This window comes from Streptomyces reniochalinae, from assembly GCF_003323735.1.
GTDB lineage: Bacteria > Actinomycetota > Actinomycetes > Streptomycetales > Streptomycetaceae > Streptomyces > Streptomyces reniochalinae.
Genome location: NZ_QOIM01000033.1, coordinates 149466 through 170846 on the forward strand (window position 1 = coordinate 149466; position 21381 = coordinate 170846).

Sequence of the window (21381 nt, forward strand, 5' to 3'; positions counted from 1 at the left end):
ACGGTACTCAGCCGTCGATGTCGTCCGAGAAGTGGTCCCAGCCGCCCGTCCTGGTCCAGGGCGCGCCGTCGACCGTCACGTGGGGCAGCGCGGAGGGGGCGAGGACCTCGCCGATGACGCGCCAGCGGGCGGGGAGCTTCTGCTCGCGGGGGAAGGTGGCGACGATGGCGTGGTCCTCTCCGCCGGTGAGCACCCACTGGAGCGGGTCCACGCCGACGGCCTGGCCGATGTCGGACATCTGCGCGGGGACGTCGAGGTCGGCGGAGCGGATGTCGATGCGGACCTTGCTGGCCTCCGCGATGTGCCCGAGGTCGGCCACCAGCCCGTCGCTGACGTCGATCATGGCGGTGGCGCCGAGCCCGGCGGCGGCGGGGCCCGCGTGGTAGGGCGGCTCGGGGCGCCGGTGGGCCTCGACGAACGCGCGCGGGGAGCGGAAGCCGCGGGTGAGGACCGCGTGCCCGGCCGCCGACCAGCCGAGCCACCCGGTGACGGCCACGACGTCGCCGGCGCCGGCACCCGAGCGGGTGACGGGGTCGGTGTTGCGCAGGTCGCCGAGCGCGGTGATGGACAGGACGACGCTGTCGCCGCGCACCACGTCGCCGCCGACGACCGCGGCGGAGGCGACCTGCGCCTCGTCCCGGATGCCGTCCATCATCTCGGTCGGCCAGTTGGCGGGCAGGTCGACGGGGACGACGAGGCCGAGCAGCAGGGCCGTGGGGTAGGCGCCCATGGCCGCGATGTCCGCCATGTTCTGGGCCGCGGCCTTGCGCCCCACGTCGTACGCCGTCGACCAGTCGCGGCGGAAGTGGCGCCCTTCGAGGAGGACGTCCGTGGTGGCGACGGTCCGCCTGTCCGGCGCGGCCACCACCGCCGCGTCGTCGCCCGGGCCGATCCGTACGGCGGTCGTGGAGGTCAGCCGGGAGGTCAGCTCCCGGATCAGTCCGAACTCCCCCAGCTCCCCCACGGTCCCCTTGGCCCGCTCCCGCGCCGGGCCGTGGGGGGTCTGGGCACCGGAGGGTGAAGGCCCTGGCGCGGTACCGCCGTTCAGATCACGCATTGTCGTGCCCCTTTTCGCTTCTGTCGTTGCTCGCGCGCCGGTCGTGCGCGGATGGTGTGCCGTGCGCGGAGGTCCCCCGCCCGCGCCCCCCTCGTGCGCCGTGGCTGTCGTGTGCCGCACCGCCGTGTGGCACCGCCTCCCCGCCACGAGGGCGGCCCGGTGGTCTCCCGGAGGCCGGGGCGACGCGGTACGGTGGCGTCTCTCTCTCGCCCCGCATGATCCTCGCGGCCCCCTGGGAGGTTCCGTGGTACAGGCGTACGTCTTGATTCAGACCGAAGTTGGCAAGGCTTCGACCGTCGCGGAGATCGTCTCCAAGATCCCGGGCGTGATCCAGGCCGAGGATGTAACGGGTCCGTACGATGTGATCCTGCGCGCCCAGGCCGACACGATGGACGATCTCGGCCGCATGGTGGTCGCCAAGGTCCAGCAAGTGGAAGGCATCACCCGCACCCTGACCTGCCCCATCGTCCACCTCTGAGCCCCCCGTATGCTCGCCCGGTGAGGATTCGACGCCGGGCATGCCCTCGTTCCGTTCCCGTCCGTTACATCGCCGCTTGCGGCCTGGCCGCCGTGGCCGCCTCCGCCTGTTCGGTCACCGGTGACGCCGGACCCACGCCCCCCAGCCCCTCCGGCAGGACCGCCCAGGCGTGCCGGACGCTGCACGACGCGCTGCCCCAGAAGGTCGTCGGACAGCAGCGCGGCGAGACCGACCCCGCCTCGGACTACACGGCCGTCTGGGGGGATCCCGCCATCGCGTTGCGCTGCGGGGTGCCACGGCCCGCCAGGCTCACGCCAGGCAACGAAGAGTACAACCCCACCACCGAGGCGGCGGAGGTGAACGGGGTGTCCTGGATGATGGAGAAGCGGGACGACGGCTACCGCTTCACCACCACGGAGCGGGCCGCCTACATCGAACTGACCGTCCCTGACGACTACGCCCCCGAGGTGAGCCCGCTGGCCGACCTCAGCGAAGCGGTCAAGCGTTCGGTCCCGAAGAAGAAGAGCTGAGCGCCCTTGCGGACCCGCGGAAGAGGCGACCGCAGCGCTCCGGCCCCGCGACGGACCCTGCCGCCGGTCCGGGGCGGTTCAGCGCAGGCCGGTCGAGCGGGTGAGCGCCGCCTGGATGAGGCGGTCCACCAGCTCCGGATAGCCGACGCCGGTCTCCTGCCACATACGCGGATACATGGAGATCGGCGTGAAGCCCGGCATCGTGTTGATCTCGTTGATGACGAACTCGCCGTCCTCGCACAGGAAGAAGTCGGCCCGCACCAGCCCCTCGCAGGAGGCCGCCTCGAAGGCCGCAACGGCCAGCTCGCGCACCCGCGCCGTCTGTGCTTCGGTCAGCGGCGCGGGCACGATGCCGGAGGCCGAGTCGATGTACTTGGCCTCGAAGTCGTAGAAGTCGTGCTCGCTGACCGGCGGGATCTCCGCGGGGACGCTGGCGCGCGGTCCTTCCTCGAACTCCAGGACGCCGCACTCGATCTCCCGGCCGCGCAGCAGCGACTCGACGATGATCTTCGGGTCGTGGCGCCGCGCGACCTCCACCGCCTCGTCCAGCTCGCCCAGGCCACCGACCTTGGTGATGCCCATCGAGGAGCCGGCACGCGCGGGCTTGACGAAGACCGGCCAGCCCTGCTCGGCAGCGAAGTCGACGATCTTCTTGCGCGCCGCCGCAGGATCCCTCTCCCACTCACGCGGCCGCACCGTGACGTACGGGCCGACCGGCAGCCCGAAGGAGGTGAAGACCCGCTTCATGTACTCCTTGTCCATGCCGACCGCCGACGCCAGCACACCGGCGCCCACGTACGGCACCCCCGCCAGGTCCAGCATCCCCTGGAGGGTGCCGTCCTCGCCGTAGGGACCGTGCAGCACGGGGAAGACCACGTCGACCTCGCCGAGCGTCTTGGGGACCTGGCCCGGCTCCGTGTGGACGACCTCGCGGCTCGCGGGCGAGACCGGCAGCAGCACACCGCCGGTGTCCGACTCGGCCAGCTGCTCGACGCTGGGCAGGCTGCGGCCGTCGATCGCCATGCGGGCCGGATCGTCGGCGGCCAGCGCCCAGCGTCCGTCCGCGGTGATGCCGATGGGCAGCACCTCGTACTTGTCACGGTCGATGGCGCCCAGCACCGCGCCGGCCGTCAGGACGGAGATCTGGTGCTCTGAGTTGCGTCCGCCGAAGACGACGGCGACTCGGGGCTTGGGGGCGGGGCTCTGGCTGCTCATAACGCTGGGACTTTACCGCGTCGGGCCCGCGCCGCCGATGCGGACGCCCCGTTGCGCGCGCCCGGCGCACACGGATCCCGCGGCCGCTCCGGACCCGGCGCCCGCCCCTTCAGGCCCGCTCGGGCTTGGCGCTGCGGGACATCAGTTCCTTCAGGGCCACGTGCGGCGACTTGCCCTCGTGGACGATCCCCACGACGGTCTGCGTGATCGGCATCTCCACGCCGTGCCGCCTGGCCAGGTCCAGCACCGACTGGCAGGACTTGACGCCCTCCGCCGTCTGCTTGGTGACCGCGATCGTCTCCTGGAGCGTCATGCCCCGGCCGAGGTTGGTGCCGAAGGTGTGGTTGCGGGACAGCGGCGAGGAACACGTGGCGACCAGGTCGCCCATGCCGGCCAGGCCCGCGAAGGTGTGTGCCTCGGCGCCCATGGCGAGACCGAGCCGGGTCGTCTCGGCCAGCCCGCGGGTGATCAGCGACGCCTTGGAGTTGTCACCGAGCCCCATGCCGTCGGCGATGCCCACCGCGAGCGCGATGACGTTCTTGACGGCACCGCCCAGCTCGCAGCCGACCACGTCGGTGCTGGTGTAGGGCCGGAAGTAGGGGGTGTGGCAGGCGCTCTGCACAGCCCGCGCCGCCTCCTCGTCCGCGCAGGCGGCCACCGCGGCGGCCGGCTGGCGGGCGGCGATCTCCCAGGCGAGGTTGGGGCCGGTCAGCACGGCGACCCGCTCGGCCGGTACTCCGGCCACCTCCTCGACGACCTCGCTCATGCGCTTGGCCGTGCCCAGTTCGACGCCCTTCATCAGGGAGACGAGCACGGTGCCGGGGTGCAGCATCTCCCGCCAGGACTCCAGGTTGGCGCGGAGCGTCTGGGAGGGAACGGACAGCACGGTGAAGTCGGCGTCCCGCGCCGCCTCGGCGGCCTGCGTGGTGGCCCGCACCCCTGCCGGGAGTTCCATGTCGGGGTGGTAGCCGGGGTTGCGGCGCGTGGTGTTGATCGCCTCGACGACCTCGGGCCTGCGGCCCCACAAGGTGACCCGGCATCCGGCGTCGGCGAGCACCGCGGCGAAGGCGGTGCCCCAGGAACCCGTGCCGAAGACCGCGGCCTTCCTCGGGTGTTCCCCTGCCTCCCGCGCCTCCCTCCGGTCCCGCTCCTGGTCTGCCTCGCTCGCCCTCACGCGTTCTTCTCTCCCTCTGCCGCCTCGGCCGCGGCCGGAGCCGGGCCGGGCTCGTCGTGCTCGTCCTGCTGGTGGTGCGCGGCGCCCGTGTTCTCCCGCCCGGCGCCCGTGTTCTCCCGCGAAGAACGCTGCTCCCGCCGCAGAGCGGCCGCCTTGCGCATGTCGTAGCGCTCGGCGGGCGCCGCCTCGCCGCGGACGACGGCGAGCTGCTCGGTGACAGCGCCCATCATGACGTCCGTGACCTCGCGGAGCACCTCTGCGGTGGGCTCCCGGTCGTAGAAGGCGGACAGGTCGATCGGCGGGCCGGCCTGCACGGTGAGGGTCTTGCGGGGGAAGAGCCGCAGCTTCTTCTCCCTGGCGTACGGCGGCATCGCCAGGTTGGCGCCCCACTGGGCGACGGGCACGACGGGCGCCCTGGTCAGCAGGGCGACGCGGGCGGCACCGGTCTTGCCGGTCATCGGCCACATCTGCGGATCGCGGGTGAGGGTGCCCTCCGGGTAGAAGGCCACGCACTCGCCCTTCTCGATCGCCTCCACGGCGGCCCGGAACGCGCCCACCGCGTCGGTCGACTCGCGGTAGACGGGGATCTGCCCCGTACCGCGCATGACGGCGCCGACGAAACCGCCCTTGAACAGGCCGACCTTCGCCAGGAAGCGCGGGACGCGACCGGTGTTGTACTGGTAATGGGCGTAGGAGAGCGGGTCGAGATACGAGTTGTGGTTGACGACGGTGATGAAGCCGCCGTCACGGGGAATGTTCTCCATTCCGCGCCAGTCCCGCTTGAAGAGGAGGATCAGCGGCGGCTTCGCCAGAAATGCGGCGAGCCGGTACCAGAAACCGATCTTCCTGCGTTTGCCGTCACTCCCCGCCATCGTGCGCCCCCTCGTTCCCGTCGGTCCCGGCATGTGTGGCCGGTGGTCTCGGGGTTGCTCCCGGTGCGGGCACGATGAGGCGGGACACCCGGACACCATCTCCTTTAGGGGGCTCCTTGTGGGGCCCATCCACTGGGGGGCCAATCGACAACCGCACAAGTGTCGCCACCAACCGCCCCGCTGTCGAGCACACTGTCCGTGCCCGGTCGCGGGGCACACGGTAACCCCGCTCCTGCGCCGGCGCCGGGCGGGCAGGCGAGAATGGGGCCGATGCAGCCCCATGTGACGCCCGTCGACTGGACCCTCGTGGTACCGCTGAAGCCTCTGACTCGGGCCAAGAGCAGGCTGACGGGCGCCGTCCCCGGCGTTCCCCTGCCGCAACTCGCGCTGGCGTTCGCACAGGACACGGTGCGCGCCGCGCTCAGCAGCCCCGCGGTGCGCGATGTGGTGGTTGTCACGGACGATCCGCTGGCCGCACGGGCGCTGGAGGCGCTGGGCGCCCACCGGGTGCCGGACGAGCCACAGGACGGCCTCAACGCCGCCCTCGCCCACGGAGCGGGTGCCGCGCGCGCCCGGCACCCGCACACGGCCCTCGCCGCGCTGAACGCCGACCTCCCCGCTCTGCGCCCCGCCGAATTGACGCGCGTGCTGAATGCGGCCGCACAATTCCGCCGCGCTTTTCTGCCCGACGCCGCGGAAATCGGAACAACGCTGTTGACGGCGCTGCCCGACACCGCGCTTTCCCCCGCTTTCGGGGGCCCCTCACGAGCCCGGCACCGGGCCTCAGGGGCGCGGGAGCTGGACCTGCCCCGGGTCCGCAGCGTCCGCCAGGACGTGGACACGCCCGCCGACCTGAGCGCCGCACTGGCACTGGGTGTCGGCGACGTCACCGCGGGAGTGCTCGCGAGACGGGCGGCCGACCGCTGCGGCTAGGCTTTCGCCATGCAGGCCACGGCATACACCTACGATCCGGACTCCCGCTCGGGCAGCGTGCTGCTCGACGACGGGACCCCGCTCTCCTTCGACGCGGCCGCGTTCGACGCGGGCGGGCTCCTGCTGCTGCGCGCGGGCCAGCGGGTGCGGATCGAGACCCAGGGCCGCGGCACGGACCGGCGCGTGACCCTGGTGACACTGCAAACCCTGTGAACTGCTGCCCGGACCCGGTGAACGGCTGTCCGCGGCTCCGGTGAACGGCTGCCCGGGCGCCTCCGCTGGCTCGACGGTCTCCGCAGGCTCGGCGGGATTCACGGGAAGGGGCCGAACGGCCGCGGGCCGGGCTCCCCCGAGGGAGCCCGGCCCGGCGTTGCCGACGCGGCATGGTGCCGCCCGGTCCCTTTCCCGGGGCCCTGGTCCGGGAGAGGGATCGTTTCGCCCCGCCTGCGGGCGGGGCGGCGGAGTGCGGTGTCCGCCTCCGCGTCCTCACCGCCTGCGCGAGGTGGTCGTCACCGCCTGCGCGAGGTGGTCTTCTTCGCGGTGGTCTTGCGAGCGGCCGTCTTGCGGGCCGGAGCCTTCTTGGCGGTGCTCTTCTTCGCCGGGGCCTTCTTGGCCGTGGTCTTCGCCGGGGCCTTGGCCGGCGTCTTCTTGGCGGTGGTCTTCTTCGCCGTGCTCTTGGCCGGGGCCTTCTTCGCGGGGGTGGCCTTCTTGGCGGTGGTCTTCTTCGCCGCCGGAGCCTTCTTGGCCGTGGTCTTCTTGGCCGTGGCCTTCTTCGCGCCGGCCTTCTTGGCGGTGGCCTTCTTGGTGGCCGTTCCGCCGGAGAGGCTGCCCTTGGGGGCCTTCTTGACCGCGACATCGTTCTTGGGGAGCTTCTTCGCGCCGCTCACCAGGTCCTTGAAACCGGCGCCTGCGCGGAAGCGCGGCACGGAGGTCTTCTTGACCCGGACGCGTTCACCGGTCTGCGGGTTGCGGGCGTAACGGGCCGGGCGGTCGACCTTCTCAAAGGAGCCGAAGCCGGTGACCGAAACACGCTCACCGGCGACAACCGCACGGACGATCGCGTCCAGTACGACATCGACCGCCTTGGCGGCGTCCTGGCGTCCACCGAGGTCATCTTGGATAGCTTCAACGAGCTGCGCCTTGTTCACGTCTTCCCCTTCGGAGACATTGCCGGAACGAATGTGTTCAGCTTTTTCGCACGTTAGGCAGATATATACCGCAAATCAAACACGAAACGGGCGAATCACCCTTGTGTCGCAACGAACTCGCCCGTCACGGAGTTCCGTCCGCGCGCACATCCCCCCGCCCTGCGGTGAATCGTCCTTCGTCGAGGTCGGCCATCAGACGCTCCAGACGCCGTTCGGCATCGGCGAGATCGTGTTTGGAAGCCGCGGTGATGACGAGCAGCTTCCGGGTCAGCGCGACCCGTGCGCTCTGTGGGATTTGCGGGGAGCGCACTCGGGAGTGCGCCTCCTTGAGTCGGGCGGCGAGTCGGTCGTAGAGCTCCAGTTGACCGTCGCGTTCCATGCGGTGATTGTGCCATCTGGGGTGAGTTGTCGCTTCCAGCGGGTCGACGTCGGGCGGGTCCTCACGAGGTGTGGACGGCAACTCGACTGGGCAGCAGCCGAGTTGACCCCCTCGCGACGAGTCGGGCTGGCGCGTCGCGAACGGCACTGTTCTTTGGTGCGACTGGAGCCGACGTCAAGACTAATTCACGTCATTCAGTGGCGCACGTGTGCTCTTGCCCGAGTTCCCGCGTCCTGGCCGCACAACACCGCGCCCCCGCCGGATGCGGCGGGGGCGCGGAGAGGTCCTGACAGGCGGTGAAGGGGGCTCAGGCGGCCAGCGTCCGGGGCTTGAAGGCCGCGCGGGAGGCCTCGAACTCGGCGATGGCCTCCTCGTTCTTCAGGGTGAGGCTGATGTCGTCCAGCCCCTCCAGCAGCCGCCAGCGGGCGTTCTCGTCGAGCTCGAAGTCCGCCTCGACACCGGGGGCCACGACCTTGCGGTTCACCAGGTCGACGGTCACCTCGGCGGTCGGCTCCGCCTCCGTCAGCTCCCACAGCGCTTCCACGGTCTCCTGCGGCAGCACGACCGTGAGCAGGCCGTTCTTCAGCGAGTTGCCGCGGAAGATGTCGGCGAACCGGGAGGAGATGACGGCCTTGAAGCCGTAGTTCTGCAGCGCCCAGACGGCGTGCTCGCGCGAGGATCCGGTACCGAAGTCGGAGCCCGCGACCAGCACAGTGGCGCCCTGGTGGGCCGGCTGGTTGAGCACGAAGTCCGGGTCCTTGCGCCAGGCCTCGAACAGCCCGTCCTCGAAACCGTCGCGGGTGACCTTCTTCAGCCAGTGCGCGGGGATGATCTGGTCGGTGTCGACGTTGCTGCGGCGCAGCGGTACGGCCCGGCCTGTGTGGGTGGTGAAGGCTTCCATCTGTTGCGTCTCCCTCGGGCGCCTTGCGCTTGTCAGACCGCGGCCGGTTCGCGTACGTCGGCCAGGTCGGCGGGCGAGGCCAGATGGCCCAGTACCGCCGTCGCCGCCGCCACCTGCGGCGACACCAGGTGAGTGCGTCCGCCCTTGCCCTGCCTGCCCTCGAAGTTGCGGTTCGAGGTGGAGGCGGCGCGCTCACCCGGCTGGAGCTGGTCGGGGTTCATGCCCAGGCACATCGAGCATCCTGCGTGCCGCCACTCGGCGCCCGCGGCGGTGAACACCTTGTCCAGACCTTCCTCGACGGCCTGAAGTGCCACCCGTACCGACCCGGGGACCACCAGCATCCGCACACCGTCCGCCACGCTCCGGCCCTCCAGCACGGTGGCCGCCGAACGCAGGTCCTCGATGCGGCCGTTGGTGCACGAGCCGACGAAGACGGTGTCCACAGCGACCTCGCGCAGCGGCTGACCCGCGCTCAGGCCCATGTACTCCAGGGCCTTCTCGGCGGCCAGTTTCGCACTGACGTCCTGGAAGGTGGCCGGGTCCGGCACCGCCTGGGACAGCGGGGCGCCCTGGCCCGGGTTGGTGCCCCAGGTGACGAACGGCGCCAGCTCGGCGGCCTCGATGACCACCTCGTGGTCGAAGACGGCGTCCTCGTCGGTGCGCAGCGTCTTCCAGTAGGCGACCGCCGCCTCCCAGTCCTCACCCTGGGGGGCGTGCTCGCGGCCCTCGACGTAGGCGAAGGTCGTCTCGTCCGGGGCGATCATCCCGGCGCGGGCGCCCGCCTCGATGGACATGTTGCAGATCGTCATGCGGGCCTCCATCGACAGCTTCTCGATGGCCTCGCCGCGGTACTCGATCACATAGCCCTGGCCGCCGCCGGTGCCGATGCGGGCGATGATCGCCAGGATCAGGTCCTTGGCGGTGACGTCCTCGGGCAGCTCGCCGTTCACGGTGACCGCCATGGTCTTGAACGGCGCCATCGGCAGCGTCTGCGTGGCCAGCACGTGCTCGACCTGCGAGGTGCCGATGCCGAAGGCCAGCGCCCCGAAGGCGCCGTGGGTGGAGGTGTGGCTGTCGCCGCAGACCACCGTCGTGCCCGGCTGCGTCAGCCCCAGCTGCGGGCCGACGACGTGGACGACGCCCTGCTCGACGTCGCCCAGCGGGTGCAGCCTGACCCCGAAGTCGGCGCAGTTCTTGCGCAGCGTCTCCAGCTGGGTGCGCGAGACCGGGTCGGCGATCGGCTTGTCGATGTCCAGGGTCGGGGTGTTGTGGTCCTCGGTCGCGAGGGTCAGGTCGGTACGCCGCACGCCGCGGCCCGCCTTGCGAAGACCGTCGAAGGCCTGCGGGCTGGTCACCTCGTGGAGCAGGTGGAGATCGATGAAGAGCAGGTCCGGCTCGCCTTCCACGCGCCTGACGACGTGGTCGTCCCAGACTTTCTCCGCGAGTGTGCGTCCCATCGCTTTCCCTCCGGCCGGCAGCGCTGCCGACCACATGTCGAGATGCTTTCCGCCGCCCCAGCCTTCGGCCGGGGGGACCCCGAGGAGCGGCGGCCGTCCTTCAAGGTTGGCGGGTCGCCCGGAAAATTGAACTTGCGTTTCACACTATGAGACGCGAGTATCGACGCATGGACAACTCTAGCGGCGTCGGCGTTCTCGACAAGGCGGCTTTGGTATTGAGCGCTCTGGAGTCCGGTCCGGCCACCCTCGCCGGGCTGGTCTCCGCGACCGGGCTCGCGCGCCCCACGGCGCACCGGCTGGCGGTGGCCCTCGAACACCACCGCATGGTGGCCCGCGACATGCAGGGCCGGTTCATACTCGGCCCGCGGCTGGGCGAACTGGCCGCGGCGGCGGGCGAGGACCGGCTCCTCGCCTCGGCGAGCCCCGTACTCACCCACCTACGGGACGTGACCGGCGAGAGCGCCCAGCTCTACCGGCGCCAGGGCGACATGCGCATCTGCGTCGCCGCCGCCGAGCGCCTCTCGGGGCTGCGCGACACCGTCCCGGTCGGCTCCACGCTGCCGATGAAGGCGGGATCAGCGGCACAGATCCTGATGGCCTGGGAGGAGCCCGAGCGGCTGCACCGCGGGCTCCAGGGCGCCCGGTTCACCGCCACCGCGCTGTCCGGCGTACGGCGCCGGGGCTGGGCCCAGTCGATCGGCGAACGCGAGCCGGGCGTCGCCTCCGTCTCCGCGCCGGTGCGCGGCCCCTCCCACCGCGTCGTGGCCGCCGTCTCCGTCTCGGGCCCGATCGAGCGCCTGACCCGCCACCCAGGACGCATGCACGCCCAGGCCATCGTGGACGCCGCCGCCCGCCTCAGCGAGTCCCTGCGCCGCCCGAGCTGACCCGCCGCCGCGCCGCCCGGCCCACTACGAGCCCGGAGCCCCAGGAGCCGGGCGGATACGGCCCGCGCGGGAGGTCCCAGAGCTTTCCCGCCCGGACCCGCGCAGGTCGAGGCCGGTGTGGTGCCGACGGTGCCGCACGAGCCCGTGCTGCCGAGTCCGCGGCGGCCGGCGCACGCGGAGGAGTCGGCGCGGCGCTTCGCGGGCGCGGACAGGGAGTGACGCCCGGCCCGCCCTCGCGGAGTGGAACACGGCAAAGGCCCCGCACCTGCTGGTGCGGGGCCTTCGTGATCGAGTACCCCCGACCGGATTCGAACCGGCGCTACCGCCTTGAGAGGGCGGCGTGCTAGGCCGCTACACAACGGGGGCCCTACCTGAGATCCCGACCTGTCGGACGGAATCCGTACCCCCGACCGGATTCGAACCGGCGCTACCGCCTTGAGAGGGCGGCGTGCTAGGCCGCTACACAACGGGGGCCTCGATCTCGCGGAGGGTGTGACCTGCGCGCGGATCTTGCTGGGCTACCAGGACTCGAACCTAGACTAACTGAACCAGAATCAGTCGTGCTGCCAATTACACCATAGCCCACCGAAACGCAACCCCCTGAACCGCAACCGGTTGCGGGGATCTTGTCTGGGTGGCCGCCTGCGGTTCCGGCCCTTTCGGCCTGCCCCGTTCGGCGACAGGAAGAACATTACCCGATGGAAGACGGTGCTCCAAAACGAGTTCCGCCGGGCCCGCCACGGAGCACCGTCTTCCGTCCGGGGCCTACGAGTCCAGCTTCGCCAGGGCCGCGTCGACGCGCTCCAGGGTGCGGTCCTTGCCCAGCACCTGGAGGGACTCGAACAGGGGCAGCCCCACGGTGCGGCCCGTGACGGCGACGCGGACCGGCGCCTGGGCCTTGCCCAGCTTGAGGCCGTGTTCCTCGCCCGCGGCCAGGACGGCTTCCTTGAGCGCGTCGGCGGACGTCCAGTCGGCGACGTCCAGCTTGCCGCGCGCCGTGCGCAGCAGGTCGGCCGAGCCCTCCTTCATCGCCTTCTGCCAGGACTTCTCGTCCTCGACAGGCTGGTCGAGGAAGAGGAAGTCGACGTTGTCGGTGATGTCGGAGAGCACCGTGAGCCGGGTCTGGGCCAGCGGGGCCAGCTCCTCGAACGCCTGCTGGGAGAAGTTCCGCGCCGGCCACGGCGCGTAGGGGGCCTTCAGCCACGGCTCGCAGGCCGCGACGAAGTCGCCCAGCGGCAGCTCCCGCAGGTGCGTGGCGTTGATCGCCTCGCACTTCTTGAGGTCGAAGCGCGCCGGGTTGGCGTTGACCTCGTGGATGTCGAAGGCGGCGACCATCTCGTCCCGCGAGAAGATGTCCCGGTCCTCGGAGATCGACCAGCCCAGCAGGGAGAGGTAGTTGAGCAGCCCCTCGGGGAGGAATCCGCGCTCCCGGTAGAGGTTGAGCGAGGACTGGGGGTCGCGCTTGGAGAGCTTCTTGTTGCCCTCGCCCATGACGTAGGGCAGGTGTGCGAACTCCGGGACGCGTTCGGCGATGCCCAGCTCCATCAGCGCCCAGTACAGGGCGATCTGGCGCGGGGTGGAGGAGAGCAGGTCCTCGCCGCGGAAGACGTGCGTGATGTCCATCAGCGCGTCGTCGACCGGGTTGACCAGCGTGTAGAGAGGGGCACCGTTGGCACGCAGGATGCCGTAGTCGGTCACGTTCTCCGGCTGGAAGGTGATCTCGCCGCGCACCGCGTCGGTGAAGGTGATCGGCTCGTCCGGCATCCGGAAGCGGACGACGTGGCTGCGGCCCTCGGCCTCGTACGCGGCGATCCGCTCGCCGCTCAGGTCGCGGCACGCGCCGTCGTACCCGGAGGGGCGGCCCTCCTTGCGGGCCTGCTCGCGACGGTGCTCCAGCTCCTCGGCGGTGCAGTAGCAGGGGTAGGCGTAACCGCCGTCCAGCAGCTTGCGCGCGACGTCCGCGTAGATGTCCATGCGCTGGGACTGGCGGTAGGGGCCGTGCGGGCCGCCGCCCGCGACGAAGCCGTCCTCACGGACCTCCGGGCCCTCGTCCCAGTCCAGTCCCAGCCAGCGCATCGCGTCCAGCAGCTGCTGGTAGGACTCCTCCGAGTCGCGGGCCGCGTCGGTGTCCTCGATGCGGAAGACCAGGGTGCCGCCCGTGTGCCGGGCGTACGCCCAGTTGAACAGGGCGGTACGGACCAGGCCCACGTGGGGGTTGCCGGTCGGGGAGGGACAGAAACGTACGCGGACGTCCGAGCCCGCGGTCCCTTCCCTCCCGGAGAACTCAGTAGTCACGCTTGATCACCTTGTTGGTGAGAGTGCCGATTCCTTCGATGGTGACGGCGACCTCGTCGCCGACGTGCAGGGGGCCGACACCCGCGGGGGTGCCGGTGAGGATGACGTCGCCGGGCAGGAGGGTCATCGCCTCCGTGATGTGGACGATCAGGTCCTCGATGGGCCTGACCATCTCGCTGGTGCGGCCGAGCTGGCGCTGTTCGCCGTTGACGGTGCACATGATGCCGACGTCGGCCGGGTCCAGGTCCGTCTCCGTCCACGGGCCGAGGGGGCAGGAGCTGTCGAAGCCCTTGGCCCGGGCCCACTGCTTCTCCGAGCGCTGGGTGTCACGCGCGGTGACGTCGTTGGCGCAGGTGTAGCCGAGGATGACGTCCCGGGCGCGTTCGCGGGGCACGTCCTTGCACATGCGGCCGATGACCACGGCCAGCTCCGCCTCGTGGTGCAGCTCGGAGGAGAAGGAGGGGTAGGCGACGGGGTCGCCGGGCCCGATGACGGAGGTCGACGGCTTGAAGAAGGTGACCGGTGTCTCGTCGACCTCGTTGCCCATCTCCTTGGCGTGCTCGGCGTAGTTCCGCCCGATCGCCACGACCTTGTTGGGGAGGGTCGGCGGGAGCAGCCTGACCTTGTTCAGGGGGAGCTTGTGGCCCGTGCGCTCGAACTCCGCGAAGGGGTGGCCCTTGATGATGTCGAGGACGGGGCCCTCGGGGGTCGAGGGCTCGCCCTCCACGACGCCGAAACCCACGGTTCCGTCCAGGGAGAATCTTGCGATGCGCACGGGGGTCCTTTGATACCGGTGTCAATGGCTGGGACCCCAGCGTATTCCACCGGCCGCGCAGGGCGGGGCCGGGTGTTTTCGTCCCGTGCCCCGCCCTTCCTCGCCCGTGGCCCTCCCCCGACTCACCCCGGCCCCGTCCGTGAGACGTCCCGGCCGGCGGCCCGCGTGAGACGTCCCGGCCGTCGGCCCGGCTGCGCGCTCCTCAGCGAAGCCGCGCCATCAACGCGTGTTCCACCAGCGTGATCAGTGCGCTCTTGGCGTCGGCGCGGTGGCGCGCGTCGGTGGTGATGATCGGGGCGTCGGGGCCGATTTGCAGCGCCTCGCGGACCTCTTCGGGCGAGTAGGGCTGGTGCCCGTCGAACCCGTTGAGGGCGATGACGAAGGGGAGCCCGCTGTTCTCGAAGTAGTCCACCGCGGGGAAGCAGTCCGCCAGCCGGCGGGTGTCCACCAGCACCACGGCACCGATGGCACCGCGCACCAGGTCGTCCCACATGAACCAGAACCGGTCCTGACCCGGCGTACCGAACAGGTACAGGATCAGGTCCTGGTCGAGCGTGATGCGGCCGAAGTCCATGGCCACCGTCGTGGTGGTCTTGTCGGCCGTGTGCGTGAGGTCGTCGATACCGGCCGAGGCTGAGGTCATCACGGCCTCGGTGCGCAGCGGGTTGATCTCCGAGACCGCGCCGACGAAGGTCGTCTTGCCCACGCCGAAGCCGCCGGCCACCACGATTTTCGCGGAGGTCGTCGAACGGGCTGTCGTATCTTCGACGGGCCCGGCGCTAGAGCTTCCGAAGTCCACTGAGCACCCTTTCGAGCAGTGTCACGTCTGGCTGGCCGTCGGCGGTGGTCTCGTCGCCACCGGGCTGGTGGATGGCCACGAGCCCGGCTTCGGCCAGGTCGGCGACGAGAATCCGGGCGACGCCGAGCGGGATGGTCAGGAGTGCGGAGATCTCGGCGACCGACTTGATCTCGTAGCACAGGCGGCAGATCCGCTGGTGCTCCGGGAGCTGGCCCTGGAGCTGGGCGGGGTCCGCCGTGGTGTGCACCAGCGCCTCGATGGCGAGCTGGTAGCGGGGACGGGTCCGGCCACCCGTCATGGCATAGGGGCGCACCAGCGGCTGCTGCGGGGGCGGGGAGTGTTCGGCGCTTCGCTCGTTGGCGGCCGACATCTCACCGTGCGTGGGCTGCACCGGCTGGATACGGGACTGCTGGGGTCGCCGCTGCTGGGGCTGCGGTGCCTGGTGCGGCGACTGGGGGTGGGGCTGCTGCGGTTGCTGCGCCCCCTGGTCCGGCTGCGCCTGATGGGGCGGCTGGGCCTGGTGGGGCGGCTGGGCCTGGTGGGGCGGCTGGGCCTGGTGGGGCGGCTGCTGACCGTACTGGGGCTGCGCGGGGGGCTGGGGCTGTCCGTGCTGCGGCTGCCCGGGCGGCTGCTGCCGGCCCTGGTGCGGCGGCTGCTGCCCCTGGTGCGGCGCGTGCGGCTGCGGGTCGGCGGGGCCGGCCGGGCGCTGGACGTGCTCGCTGGGAGCCGAAGGGAAGTTGAAACGGTTCAGGAAGGGCGCGTCCCCGCCCGGGGCCGCGGCCGACTGGGCGTCCTGCGGCTGGTCGGTATGACCACTGCCGTACGACGACGGACCTCCTGGGGGCGTTGCCACGTTTCCTCCTCCGACTCACGGACATACGGCCGTCTGCGCTCACGGCACCTTATGGCGCCCGGACGCGATGCGCACGGCCGCGGGTCAGTTGTGCCCTAGTTGAGAAGACTGCCCTGCAGTTCCGCGCGCAGATCCGGGGTGAGGACGCCTCCCGCGCGATCGACCAGCAGGGCCATCTCGTAGCCGACCAGACCGATGTCGGCCTCCGGGTGGGCGAGGACGGCGAGCGAGGAACCGTCGGAGATGGCCATGATGAACAGGAAGCCGCGCTCCATCTCCACCACGGTCTGGTTGACCACGCCGCCCTCGAAGATGCGGGAGGCACCGGACGTCAGCGAGGTCAGCCCCGAGGCCACCGCCGCCAGTTGGTCGGCGCGGTCGCGGGGAAAGCCCTCGGACATCGCGAGCAGAAGTCCGTCGGCGGAGACCACCACGGTGTGGGAGACCCCGGGGGTGTTCTCCACGAAGTTGGTGATCAACCAGTTCAGGTTCTGCGCCGCCTGGCTCATCGGGCTCACACTAACGCTCCTGATCGTAGGTGCTGCCGGGGCCGAAGCCCTGTCGGTCGGTCTGGTCGGGGTCGCCCGCCGTGCGTCCCTGGCGGATGCCGCGGTGCAGATTACTCAGCCTGCCCCGCACGTCCTCGGGCGCGCGGGAGACCGAGGGGCCGCCCCGCTGGTTCTCCTCAGCGGCGCCCGCGACCAGGTTGGCCCTGGGCACCCGCCGCGGCAGTCCGGAGGTGGTGATGCCACCGGCCTGCGGGTCGCGCAACTGGCCCGCCCTGTCCCAGCGTTCGTCGTTCTCGTTCCGCCGGGGCATTCCGGTTTCGTCCGGTGACGAGGGCCGCTCGGACTGCGCGAACGGTGCCTGTCCGCCGTGCGCCGGGTCCGGGCCGCCCGCTCCCCCGTCCCCTTCCTGCTGCGCTCGCCCCGGCTCACGACGCGGGAGGCCCGCTTCGGTGGTGGTGCGATAGCTGCTGGGGAGGGGACCCTGACGGTCGAAGCCTACGCGCTCGGCGTCCGTCTCTGCCATGCCGACGGAGGATTCCGCTTCTGGCTGCGGCGAGCCGTACTGGCTTTCGTACGGGCTGAGTTGGCTCCTGGCATCCTGCTGCTCCGGGGCACCGGGGAGCCTCGCGCCCGACCCGTCGAAGGACTGCGGGTGGCCGGTCGCGTAGGGCTGGTCGTGCGGGCTCGCGAAGGGGTCCTGGCTCTGCGAAGGACCGTAGGGCTGCCCGTACTGCTGGTCGAACTGCTGGTCGTGCCCGGCGCCCGCGTACTGCTGCGCGGCGATCTCACCCGAGGGCTCGTAGCCCTGCGGGTACCCGCCGCCCTGTCCCGGGAGGGGACCCCGCTGCTCGGGGAAGTGCGGTTGCTGCTGGAACTCCGTCGTCCCGGTGCCCTCAGCGGGGAACCGCTGGCGGTCCGCGGGCCCCCTCGGCAAGGACGGGGCCGAGGCACCGTAGCGCGAGTCGTCGAAGCCCAGTTCCGCGGCCGAGCGGGAATCATCGTGCACCGGGCGGGCGCCCTCGTTCTGGTGCTCGGGGACGATCCGGGAGACGGTGAAGTCCTCCTCGAGGCCCTCCTCCCCTCCCCCGCCGTGGGTGATCACGTCGGGCAGCATCACCAGCGAGGTGGTGCCCGCCTGCTCGCCCGAGGGCCGCAGCTGGACGCGGATCCCGTGCCGGTCGGCGAGCCGGCCGACCACGAACAGGCCCATGCGCTGGGACACGGCGGCGTCCACCGTGGGCGGGTTGGCGAGCTTGTGGTTGATGTCCGCGAAGTCCTCGGCGGTCAGTCCGATGCCCTTGTCGTGGATCTCGACCATCATCCGGCCGTCCGGGAGCCGCGTCGCGGTCACCCGCACCTTGGACTGCGGCGACGAGAACGAGGCGGCGTTCTCCAGCAGCTCGGCGAGCAGGTGCACCAGGTCGTTGACCACCTGCCCGTGGATGTCCGTCTCCGGGATGCCGGTGATCTCGATGCGCTCGTAGTGCTCGACCTCGGAGGAGGCCGCGCGCAGGATGTCGACCAGCGGCACCGGCTCCGTCCAGCGGCGGCCGGGCTCCTCACCCGCGAGAACCAGCAGGTTCTCGCCGTTGCGGCGCATGCGGGTGGCCAGGTGGTCCATCCGGAAGAGCTTCTCCAGCTGGTCCGGGTCGGCCTCGCTGTTCTCCATCTCCGTGACCAGGCCCAGCTGGCGCTCGATGAGGCCCTGGTTCCGTCGCGAGAGGTTCGTGAAGATCGCGTTGACGTTGCCGCGCAGCATCGCCTGCTCGGCCGCGAGCCGTACGGCCTCGCGGTGCACCTGGTCGAACGCGCGGGCGACCTCGCCGATCTCGTCCCTGCTGGTGAGCGGGATGGGCGCCACCCGCGTGTCCACCCGGCCGGGGTCGGTGCGCGAGAGCTGGTCGACGAGCATCGGCAGCCGCTGCTGGGCGACGTCGAAGGCCGCCGCACGCAGCGCCCGCATGTTCAGACTCATGGCGCGGGCCATCCGCCCGGCCACCACGAACGCGAGCAGCAGCGCCACCAGCACGATCGCGGAGTTGATGATCGCGTCACGGCGGGCGTCGGAGGCGATGCTCTCCGTCTCCGCGACCGCGTCGCGCGTCAGCTTCGACTCCACGGCACGGTAGGCGTCGAACGTGGCGGTGGAGGTCGCGAACCAGCTGTCGGTGGTGATGCCCTTGGCGCGCAGCTCACGGGCGCTCGCACCGGAGCCGATGGCCTTGACCATCGCGTCCATGGAGGGCGGCGCCACGAACTTCCGTCCGCTCGCCGTCGCCTTCTCGCGCGCCGCCTGTACGCGCGCGCTGCCCGCCTTCTTGGCCTTGGCGACCTGCTCCTTGAGCAGGTCCACGTCCTCGGGGCGGCCGCCGGAGGTGTACTCGCCCAGGGCGATGCGCTCCAGGTAGTGGTACGAGGCCAGCGCGGTGAGCTGCGCTTCCTTGTCCTTGGCGGAGGGCCCCGGCTTGACGAGCAGGTGGGTGCCCAGCGAGCGCTGGAGGGACTCGGCGGCCTTGGCCAGCGAGATGGCGTAGACCGTGCGGCCGTAGGAGGTGACGTTGCCGGTGCCCAGACCCAGCTCGTTGGCGAACTCCATCAGCGGGTGCTGGACGTCGACGTAGCCCTCCTCCGTCTGCACCCCGCTCAGTTCCCCGGAGAACGCGGCGGTGCGCAGGGCGGGGAGCTTCGGTTCGGCCTTCTCGAACGCGGCGAGCCGGCGCTTGAGGCCGGGATTGTCCGGCAGGTGGGTGGCGGCGCGCTTGAACTTCTTGGCGGCCGCGTCCGTGGCGTCCCTGGCCTTCTTGACCTCGGAGGTGTCCCTCTTTCCCTTCAGCAGCGGCTCGGCGGTCCTGTCACGCTCGTCGATGAGGGCGTTGCCGTAATCGGCTGCCGCCTCGACGAGTTCGGCCGTACGCTGGGCCTCCTTGGCGTCCTGCCACGCGGCGATGTCGGACTCGACCTTGAATCCGCCGAAGACGAGGGCGACGAGCACGGGTATGAGCAGGATCGCGTTCAGCCGGGTGGCCACGCGCCAGTTGCGCGCCGACCACCGGCTGCCACCGCCGGTGGCAGGCACAGGGCGCGCGGCACCCTGTGGCCCGCGTGGCGCGGCGGGACGCGGCGGTGGGGTGAAGTTGCCCCGCGACTCCGCGGAGACGCCCCCCTCGGAGCGCTCCGGCGCCGGGCCCGGCGTACCCCTGGTCGTTCGCCTCACTCGACTTCTCACCTCTCGGTGCGCGACGCCTTCGGACGTACTGCGCCTGCGCTACTGCTGAGTTCAGGGAATTCCAGCACGTCAAAGCCGCCCCGTCCAAACACCTGGCGGATTACGGAGGGCTACGGAAGGCGAAGAGAGCAGCGCGGAGCCGACGACAGAAAAACGGGCATTGGGGCCGTGCGGCGCCAAATGGCCCGGCATTCGTGCGCAGAGCGAAACGTTCCGCACGCCCGGCGTGTTCAGCCGGGCGCGATTCTCTTTCGAAACGTTATGAACGTGAAGCCGCGACGGCTGCCGGACATGGCGAAAAACACAGCGCGGCCCTGCCCGGGGCGTCGGACGTAGGGCGCTACTTGAGGCGGGCGAGCAGTGCGTGCTCCACCAGCGTGATCAGCCCGCTCTTGGCCTCGGCCCGGTGGCGGGCGTCGGTGATGATGATCGGCGCGTCGGGACCGATCTGCAGCGCCTCGCGGACCTCCTCAGGAGAGTAGGGCTGGTGCCCGTCGAACCCGTTGAGGGCGATGATGAACGGCAGCCCGCTGTTCTCGAAGTAGTCCACCGCGGGGAAGCAGTCCGCCAGCCGGCGGGTGTCCACCAGCACCACGGCACCGATGGCACCGCGCACCAGGTCGTCCCACATGAACCAGAACCGGTCCTGACCCGGCGTACCGAACAGGTACAGGATCAGGTCGTCGTCGAGCGTGATGCGGCCGAAGTCCATCGCCACCGTCGTGGTGGTCTTGCCACCGGTGTGGGTCAGGTCGTCGATACCGGCCGAGGCCGAGGTCATCACGGCCTCGGTACGCAGCGGGTTGATCTCCGAGACCGCGCCGACGAAGGTCGTCTTGCCCACGCCGAAACCGCCGGCCACCACGATCTTCGCGGAGGTCGTCGAACGCGCGGGCGCGGGCACCCCGAAACCCTGCTGGCCGTGCTGGCCCATGGAGCCCATCGGACCCACCGGCGGGGCCGGCTGCCGCCCGGCCGGGTCCATCTGCGGGCTAGAGCTTGCGAAGTCCACTGAGCACCCTTTCCAGCAGCGTCACATCGGGGGTACCGCCCGGGTCCGAGGCACTGCCCGGCTGGTGGATGGCCACCATGCCGGCCTCGGCGAGGTCGGCGACGAGGATCCTGGCCACCCCCAGCGGGATGGCCAGCAGCGCGGAGACCTCCGCGACCGACTTGACCTCCCGGCACAGGTGGCAGATCCGCTGGTGCTCCGGGAGCAGCCCCTGCAACTGCATCGGGTCCGCGTTGCTGCTCACCAGGGCCTCTATGGCGAGCTGGTAGCGCGGCCTGGTGCGCCCGCCGGTCATGGCGTAGGGACGCACCAGCGGCTGGTCGCCCTCACCACCGTACGGCGCATGGGCGTTGTACGCGCCGTACGGGTCGTGCGAGGCGGGCGGCGGGGTCATGGCTCCTCCGAGCGAGGCATGGGGTCGGCGGGCGGACTGTGGTGCTCAGGTGGGGGGAGCGTGACGATCAGTTGAGAATGCTTCCCTGGAGTTCCGCGCGTACGTCCGGAGTGAGTACGCTTCCGGCACGGTCCACCAACAGCGCCATCTCGTAGCCGACTAGGCCGATGTCCGCTTCCGGGTGGGCGAGGACGGCGAGTGAGGAACCGTCGGAGATGGCCATGATGAAGAGGAATCCCCTCTCCATCTCCACCACGGTCTGATTGACGACACCGCCCTCGAAGATCCGCGACGCACCCGACGTCAGCGAGGACAGCCCCGAGGCGACCGCCGCCAGCTGGTCGGCACGGTCCCGGGGGAACCCTTCCGACATGGCCAGAAGCAGGCCGTCGGCGGAGACCACCACCGTGTGCGACACCCCGGGGGTGTTCTCCACGAAGTTGGTGATCAACCAGTTCAGATTCTGCGCAGCCTGGCTCATCGGACTCAA

At 71.0% G+C, this 21381-nt stretch carries 22 protein-coding genes and 3 tRNA genes; 5 read left to right on the forward strand and 20 right to left on the reverse strand.

The genetic code is table 11. The features are described 5' to 3' along the window. Nucleotides 1–7: 7 nt before the first annotated feature. Nucleotides 8–1057: a thiamine-phosphate kinase gene (locus tag DQ392_RS14045; protein WP_114015925.1), complete on the reverse strand. Its 1050-nt coding sequence runs from the start codon at nt 1055–1057 to the stop codon at nt 8–10. A gap of 244 nt (nt 1058–1301) precedes the next feature. On the opposite strand from DQ392_RS14045, the gene DQ392_RS14050 reads away from it, so the two are divergent. Both DQ392_RS14050 and DQ392_RS14055 read left to right on the forward strand, forming a co-directional pair. Next, complete coding sequence (locus tag DQ392_RS14050) at nt 1302–1535, forward strand: Lrp/AsnC family transcriptional regulator (RefSeq protein WP_114015926.1); 234 nt, start codon at nt 1302–1304, stop codon at nt 1533–1535. A gap of 20 nt (nt 1536–1555) precedes the next feature. Continuing rightward, nucleotides 1556–2065, forward strand: coding sequence for a DUF3515 domain-containing protein (locus DQ392_RS14055; RefSeq protein WP_342774941.1), 510 nt, complete (start codon nt 1556–1558; stop codon nt 2063–2065). A 78-nt stretch (nt 2066–2143) separates the two neighbouring features. Here DQ392_RS14055 and DQ392_RS14060 read toward each other — a convergent pair whose 3' ends face one another. The 3 genes from DQ392_RS14060 to DQ392_RS14070 all read right to left on the reverse strand — a co-directional run bounded on the left by DQ392_RS14060 (nt 2144) and on the right by DQ392_RS14070 (nt 5326). Beyond that, entirely contained in the window at nt 2144–3280 is a 1137-nt protein-coding gene (locus tag DQ392_RS14060; protein ID WP_114015928.1) for a D-alanine--D-alanine ligase family protein, read from the reverse strand. A 109-nt stretch (nt 3281–3389) separates the two neighbouring features. Further along, complete coding sequence (locus tag DQ392_RS14065) at nt 3390–4454, reverse strand: NAD(P)H-dependent glycerol-3-phosphate dehydrogenase (protein WP_114015929.1); 1065 nt, start codon at nt 4452–4454, stop codon at nt 3390–3392. After that, the gene (locus DQ392_RS14070; RefSeq protein WP_114015930.1) at nt 4451–5326 is read right to left on the reverse strand and encodes a lysophospholipid acyltransferase family protein; all 876 of its coding nucleotides are present in this window, start codon (nt 5324–5326) and stop codon (nt 4451–4453) included. The genes DQ392_RS14065 and DQ392_RS14070 overlap by 4 nt, the downstream gene beginning before the upstream one ends. A 261-nt stretch (nt 5327–5587) precedes the next feature. Here DQ392_RS14070 and cofC point away from each other — a divergent pair, with 261 nt between their 5' ends. Together cofC and DQ392_RS14080 are read left to right on the forward strand one after the other, a co-directional pair. Further along, the gene (cofC, locus tag DQ392_RS14075; protein WP_114015931.1) at nt 5588–6259 is read left to right on the forward strand and encodes a 2-phospho-L-lactate guanylyltransferase; all 672 of its coding nucleotides are present in this window, start codon (nt 5588–5590) and stop codon (nt 6257–6259) included. Nucleotides 6260–6268: 9 nt separating this feature from the next. Beyond that, nucleotides 6269–6472: a hypothetical protein gene (locus DQ392_RS14080; protein WP_114015932.1), complete on the forward strand. Its 204-nt coding sequence runs from the start codon at nt 6269–6271 to the stop codon at nt 6470–6472. Nucleotides 6473–6768: 296 nt separating this feature from the next. Here the strand turns inward: DQ392_RS14080 and DQ392_RS14085 are convergent, their stop codons facing one another. From DQ392_RS14085 to leuC, 4 genes are all read right to left on the reverse strand, one after another. Beyond that, complete coding sequence (locus tag DQ392_RS14085) at nt 6769–7407, reverse strand: HU family DNA-binding protein (RefSeq protein WP_114015933.1); 639 nt, start codon at nt 7405–7407, stop codon at nt 6769–6771. 124 nt (nt 7408–7531) lie between these two features. Then, nucleotides 7532–7786, reverse strand: coding sequence for an SCO5555 family protein (locus DQ392_RS14090; RefSeq protein ID WP_114015934.1), 255 nt, complete (start codon nt 7784–7786; stop codon nt 7532–7534). Between the two features lie 307 nt (nt 7787–8093). Next, nucleotides 8094–8687 (reverse strand): 3-isopropylmalate dehydratase small subunit, encoded by a 594-nt coding sequence (gene leuD, locus DQ392_RS14095; RefSeq protein WP_114015935.1) that lies wholly within the window; start codon nt 8685–8687, stop codon nt 8094–8096. A 32-nt stretch (nt 8688–8719) separates the two neighbouring features. After that, nucleotides 8720–10144, reverse strand: coding sequence for a 3-isopropylmalate dehydratase large subunit (leuC, locus tag DQ392_RS14100; protein ID WP_114015936.1), 1425 nt, complete (start codon nt 10142–10144; stop codon nt 8720–8722). Nucleotides 10145–10311: 167 nt separating this feature from the next. Between leuC and ndgR the strand changes: the two genes are divergently transcribed. Continuing rightward, the gene (gene ndgR, locus DQ392_RS14105) at nt 10312–11028 is read left to right on the forward strand and encodes an IclR family transcriptional regulator NdgR (RefSeq protein WP_114015937.1); all 717 of its coding nucleotides are present in this window, start codon (nt 10312–10314) and stop codon (nt 11026–11028) included. A gap of 293 nt (nt 11029–11321) precedes the next feature. Here the strand turns inward: ndgR and DQ392_RS14115 are convergent. From DQ392_RS14115 to DQ392_RS14170, 12 genes are all read right to left on the reverse strand, one after another. Next, nucleotides 11322–11394 (reverse strand) — tRNA-Glu (locus tag DQ392_RS14115). A gap of 35 nt (nt 11395–11429) precedes the next feature. Further along, a tRNA-Glu gene (locus DQ392_RS14120) sits at nt 11430–11502 on the reverse strand. A 39-nt stretch (nt 11503–11541) separates the two neighbouring features. After that, nucleotides 11542–11613 (reverse strand) — tRNA-Gln (locus tag DQ392_RS14125). Between the two features lie 180 nt (nt 11614–11793). After that, the gene (gene gltX, locus DQ392_RS14130) at nt 11794–13323 is read right to left on the reverse strand and encodes a glutamate--tRNA ligase (RefSeq protein WP_114015938.1); all 1530 of its coding nucleotides are present in this window, start codon (nt 13321–13323) and stop codon (nt 11794–11796) included. Then, the gene (locus DQ392_RS14135) at nt 13313–14098 is read right to left on the reverse strand and encodes a fumarylacetoacetate hydrolase family protein (protein ID WP_114015939.1); all 786 of its coding nucleotides are present in this window, start codon (nt 14096–14098) and stop codon (nt 13313–13315) included. Before DQ392_RS14135 ends, gltX begins: the two co-directional genes overlap by 11 nt. A gap of 202 nt (nt 14099–14300) precedes the next feature. Beyond that, nucleotides 14301–14897: a GTP-binding protein gene (locus DQ392_RS14140; protein ID WP_114015940.1), complete on the reverse strand. Its 597-nt coding sequence runs from the start codon at nt 14895–14897 to the stop codon at nt 14301–14303. Continuing rightward, a complete protein-coding gene (locus tag DQ392_RS14145; RefSeq protein ID WP_245981474.1) occupies nt 14878–15648 on the reverse strand; it encodes a DUF742 domain-containing protein in 771 nt (256 codons plus the stop codon). Before DQ392_RS14145 ends, DQ392_RS14140 begins: the two co-directional genes overlap by 20 nt. 197 nt (nt 15649–15845) lie before the next feature. Next, entirely contained in the window at nt 15846–16259 is a 414-nt protein-coding gene (locus DQ392_RS14150) for a roadblock/LC7 domain-containing protein (RefSeq protein ID WP_037792627.1), read from the reverse strand. Nucleotides 16260–16269: 10 nt separating this feature from the next. Then, nucleotides 16270–19473: a sensor histidine kinase gene (locus DQ392_RS14155; RefSeq protein ID WP_114015942.1), complete on the reverse strand. Its 3204-nt coding sequence runs from the start codon at nt 19471–19473 to the stop codon at nt 16270–16272. A 352-nt stretch (nt 19474–19825) separates the two neighbouring features. Next, the gene (locus tag DQ392_RS14160) at nt 19826–20419 is read right to left on the reverse strand and encodes a GTP-binding protein (RefSeq protein WP_114016025.1); all 594 of its coding nucleotides are present in this window, start codon (nt 20417–20419) and stop codon (nt 19826–19828) included. A gap of 58 nt (nt 20420–20477) precedes the next feature. Further along, nucleotides 20478–20891 carry a DUF742 domain-containing protein gene (locus DQ392_RS14165; protein ID WP_114015943.1) on the reverse strand — a complete coding sequence of 138 codons (414 nt, stop codon included), beginning with the start codon at nt 20889–20891 and terminating at the stop codon, nt 20478–20480. 67 nt (nt 20892–20958) lie between these two features. Further along, entirely contained in the window at nt 20959–21372 is a 414-nt protein-coding gene (locus DQ392_RS14170) for a roadblock/LC7 domain-containing protein (protein WP_181856416.1), read from the reverse strand. Nucleotides 21373–21381: the final 9 nt, after the last annotated feature.

What these genes read in the sequence shown, in the direction of transcription:
- DQ392_RS14045 (WP_114015925.1), bottom strand. Translation starts at nt 1,057, where the DNA reads ATGCGTGATCTGAACGGCGGTACCGCGCCAGGGCCTTCACCCTCCGGT.
- DQ392_RS14060 (WP_114015928.1), bottom strand. Translation starts at nt 3,280, where the DNA reads ATGAGCAGCCAGAGCCCCGCCCCCAAGCCCCGAGTCGCCGTCGTCTTC.
- DQ392_RS14070 (WP_114015930.1), bottom strand. Translation starts at nt 5,326, where the DNA reads ATGGCGGGGAGTGACGGCAAACGCAGGAAGATCGGTTTCTGGTACCGG.
- cofC (WP_114015931.1), top strand. Translation starts at nt 5,588, where the DNA reads ATGGGGCCGATGCAGCCCCATGTGACGCCCGTCGACTGGACCCTCGTG.
- DQ392_RS14080 (WP_114015932.1), top strand. Translation starts at nt 6,269, where the DNA reads ATGCAGGCCACGGCATACACCTACGATCCGGACTCCCGCTCGGGCAGC.
- DQ392_RS14090 (WP_114015934.1), bottom strand. Translation starts at nt 7,786, where the DNA reads ATGGAACGCGACGGTCAACTGGAGCTCTACGACCGACTCGCCGCCCGA.
- leuD (WP_114015935.1), bottom strand. Translation starts at nt 8,687, where the DNA reads ATGGAAGCCTTCACCACCCACACAGGCCGGGCCGTACCGCTGCGCCGC.
- leuC (WP_114015936.1), bottom strand. Translation starts at nt 10,144, where the DNA reads ATGGGACGCACACTCGCGGAGAAAGTCTGGGACGACCACGTCGTCAGG.
- ndgR (WP_114015937.1), top strand. Translation starts at nt 10,312, where the DNA reads ATGGACAACTCTAGCGGCGTCGGCGTTCTCGACAAGGCGGCTTTGGTA.
- DQ392_RS14150 (WP_037792627.1), bottom strand. Translation starts at nt 16,259, where the DNA reads ATGAGCCAGGCGGCGCAGAACCTGAACTGGTTGATCACCAACTTCGTG.
- DQ392_RS14160 (WP_114016025.1), bottom strand. Translation starts at nt 20,419, where the DNA reads ATGGGCCAGCACGGCCAGCAGGGTTTCGGGGTGCCCGCGCCCGCGCGT.
- DQ392_RS14165 (WP_114015943.1), bottom strand. Translation starts at nt 20,891, where the DNA reads ATGACCCCGCCGCCCGCCTCGCACGACCCGTACGGCGCGTACAACGCC.
- DQ392_RS14170 (WP_181856416.1), bottom strand. Translation starts at nt 21,372, where the DNA reads ATGAGCCAGGCTGCGCAGAATCTGAACTGGTTGATCACCAACTTCGTG.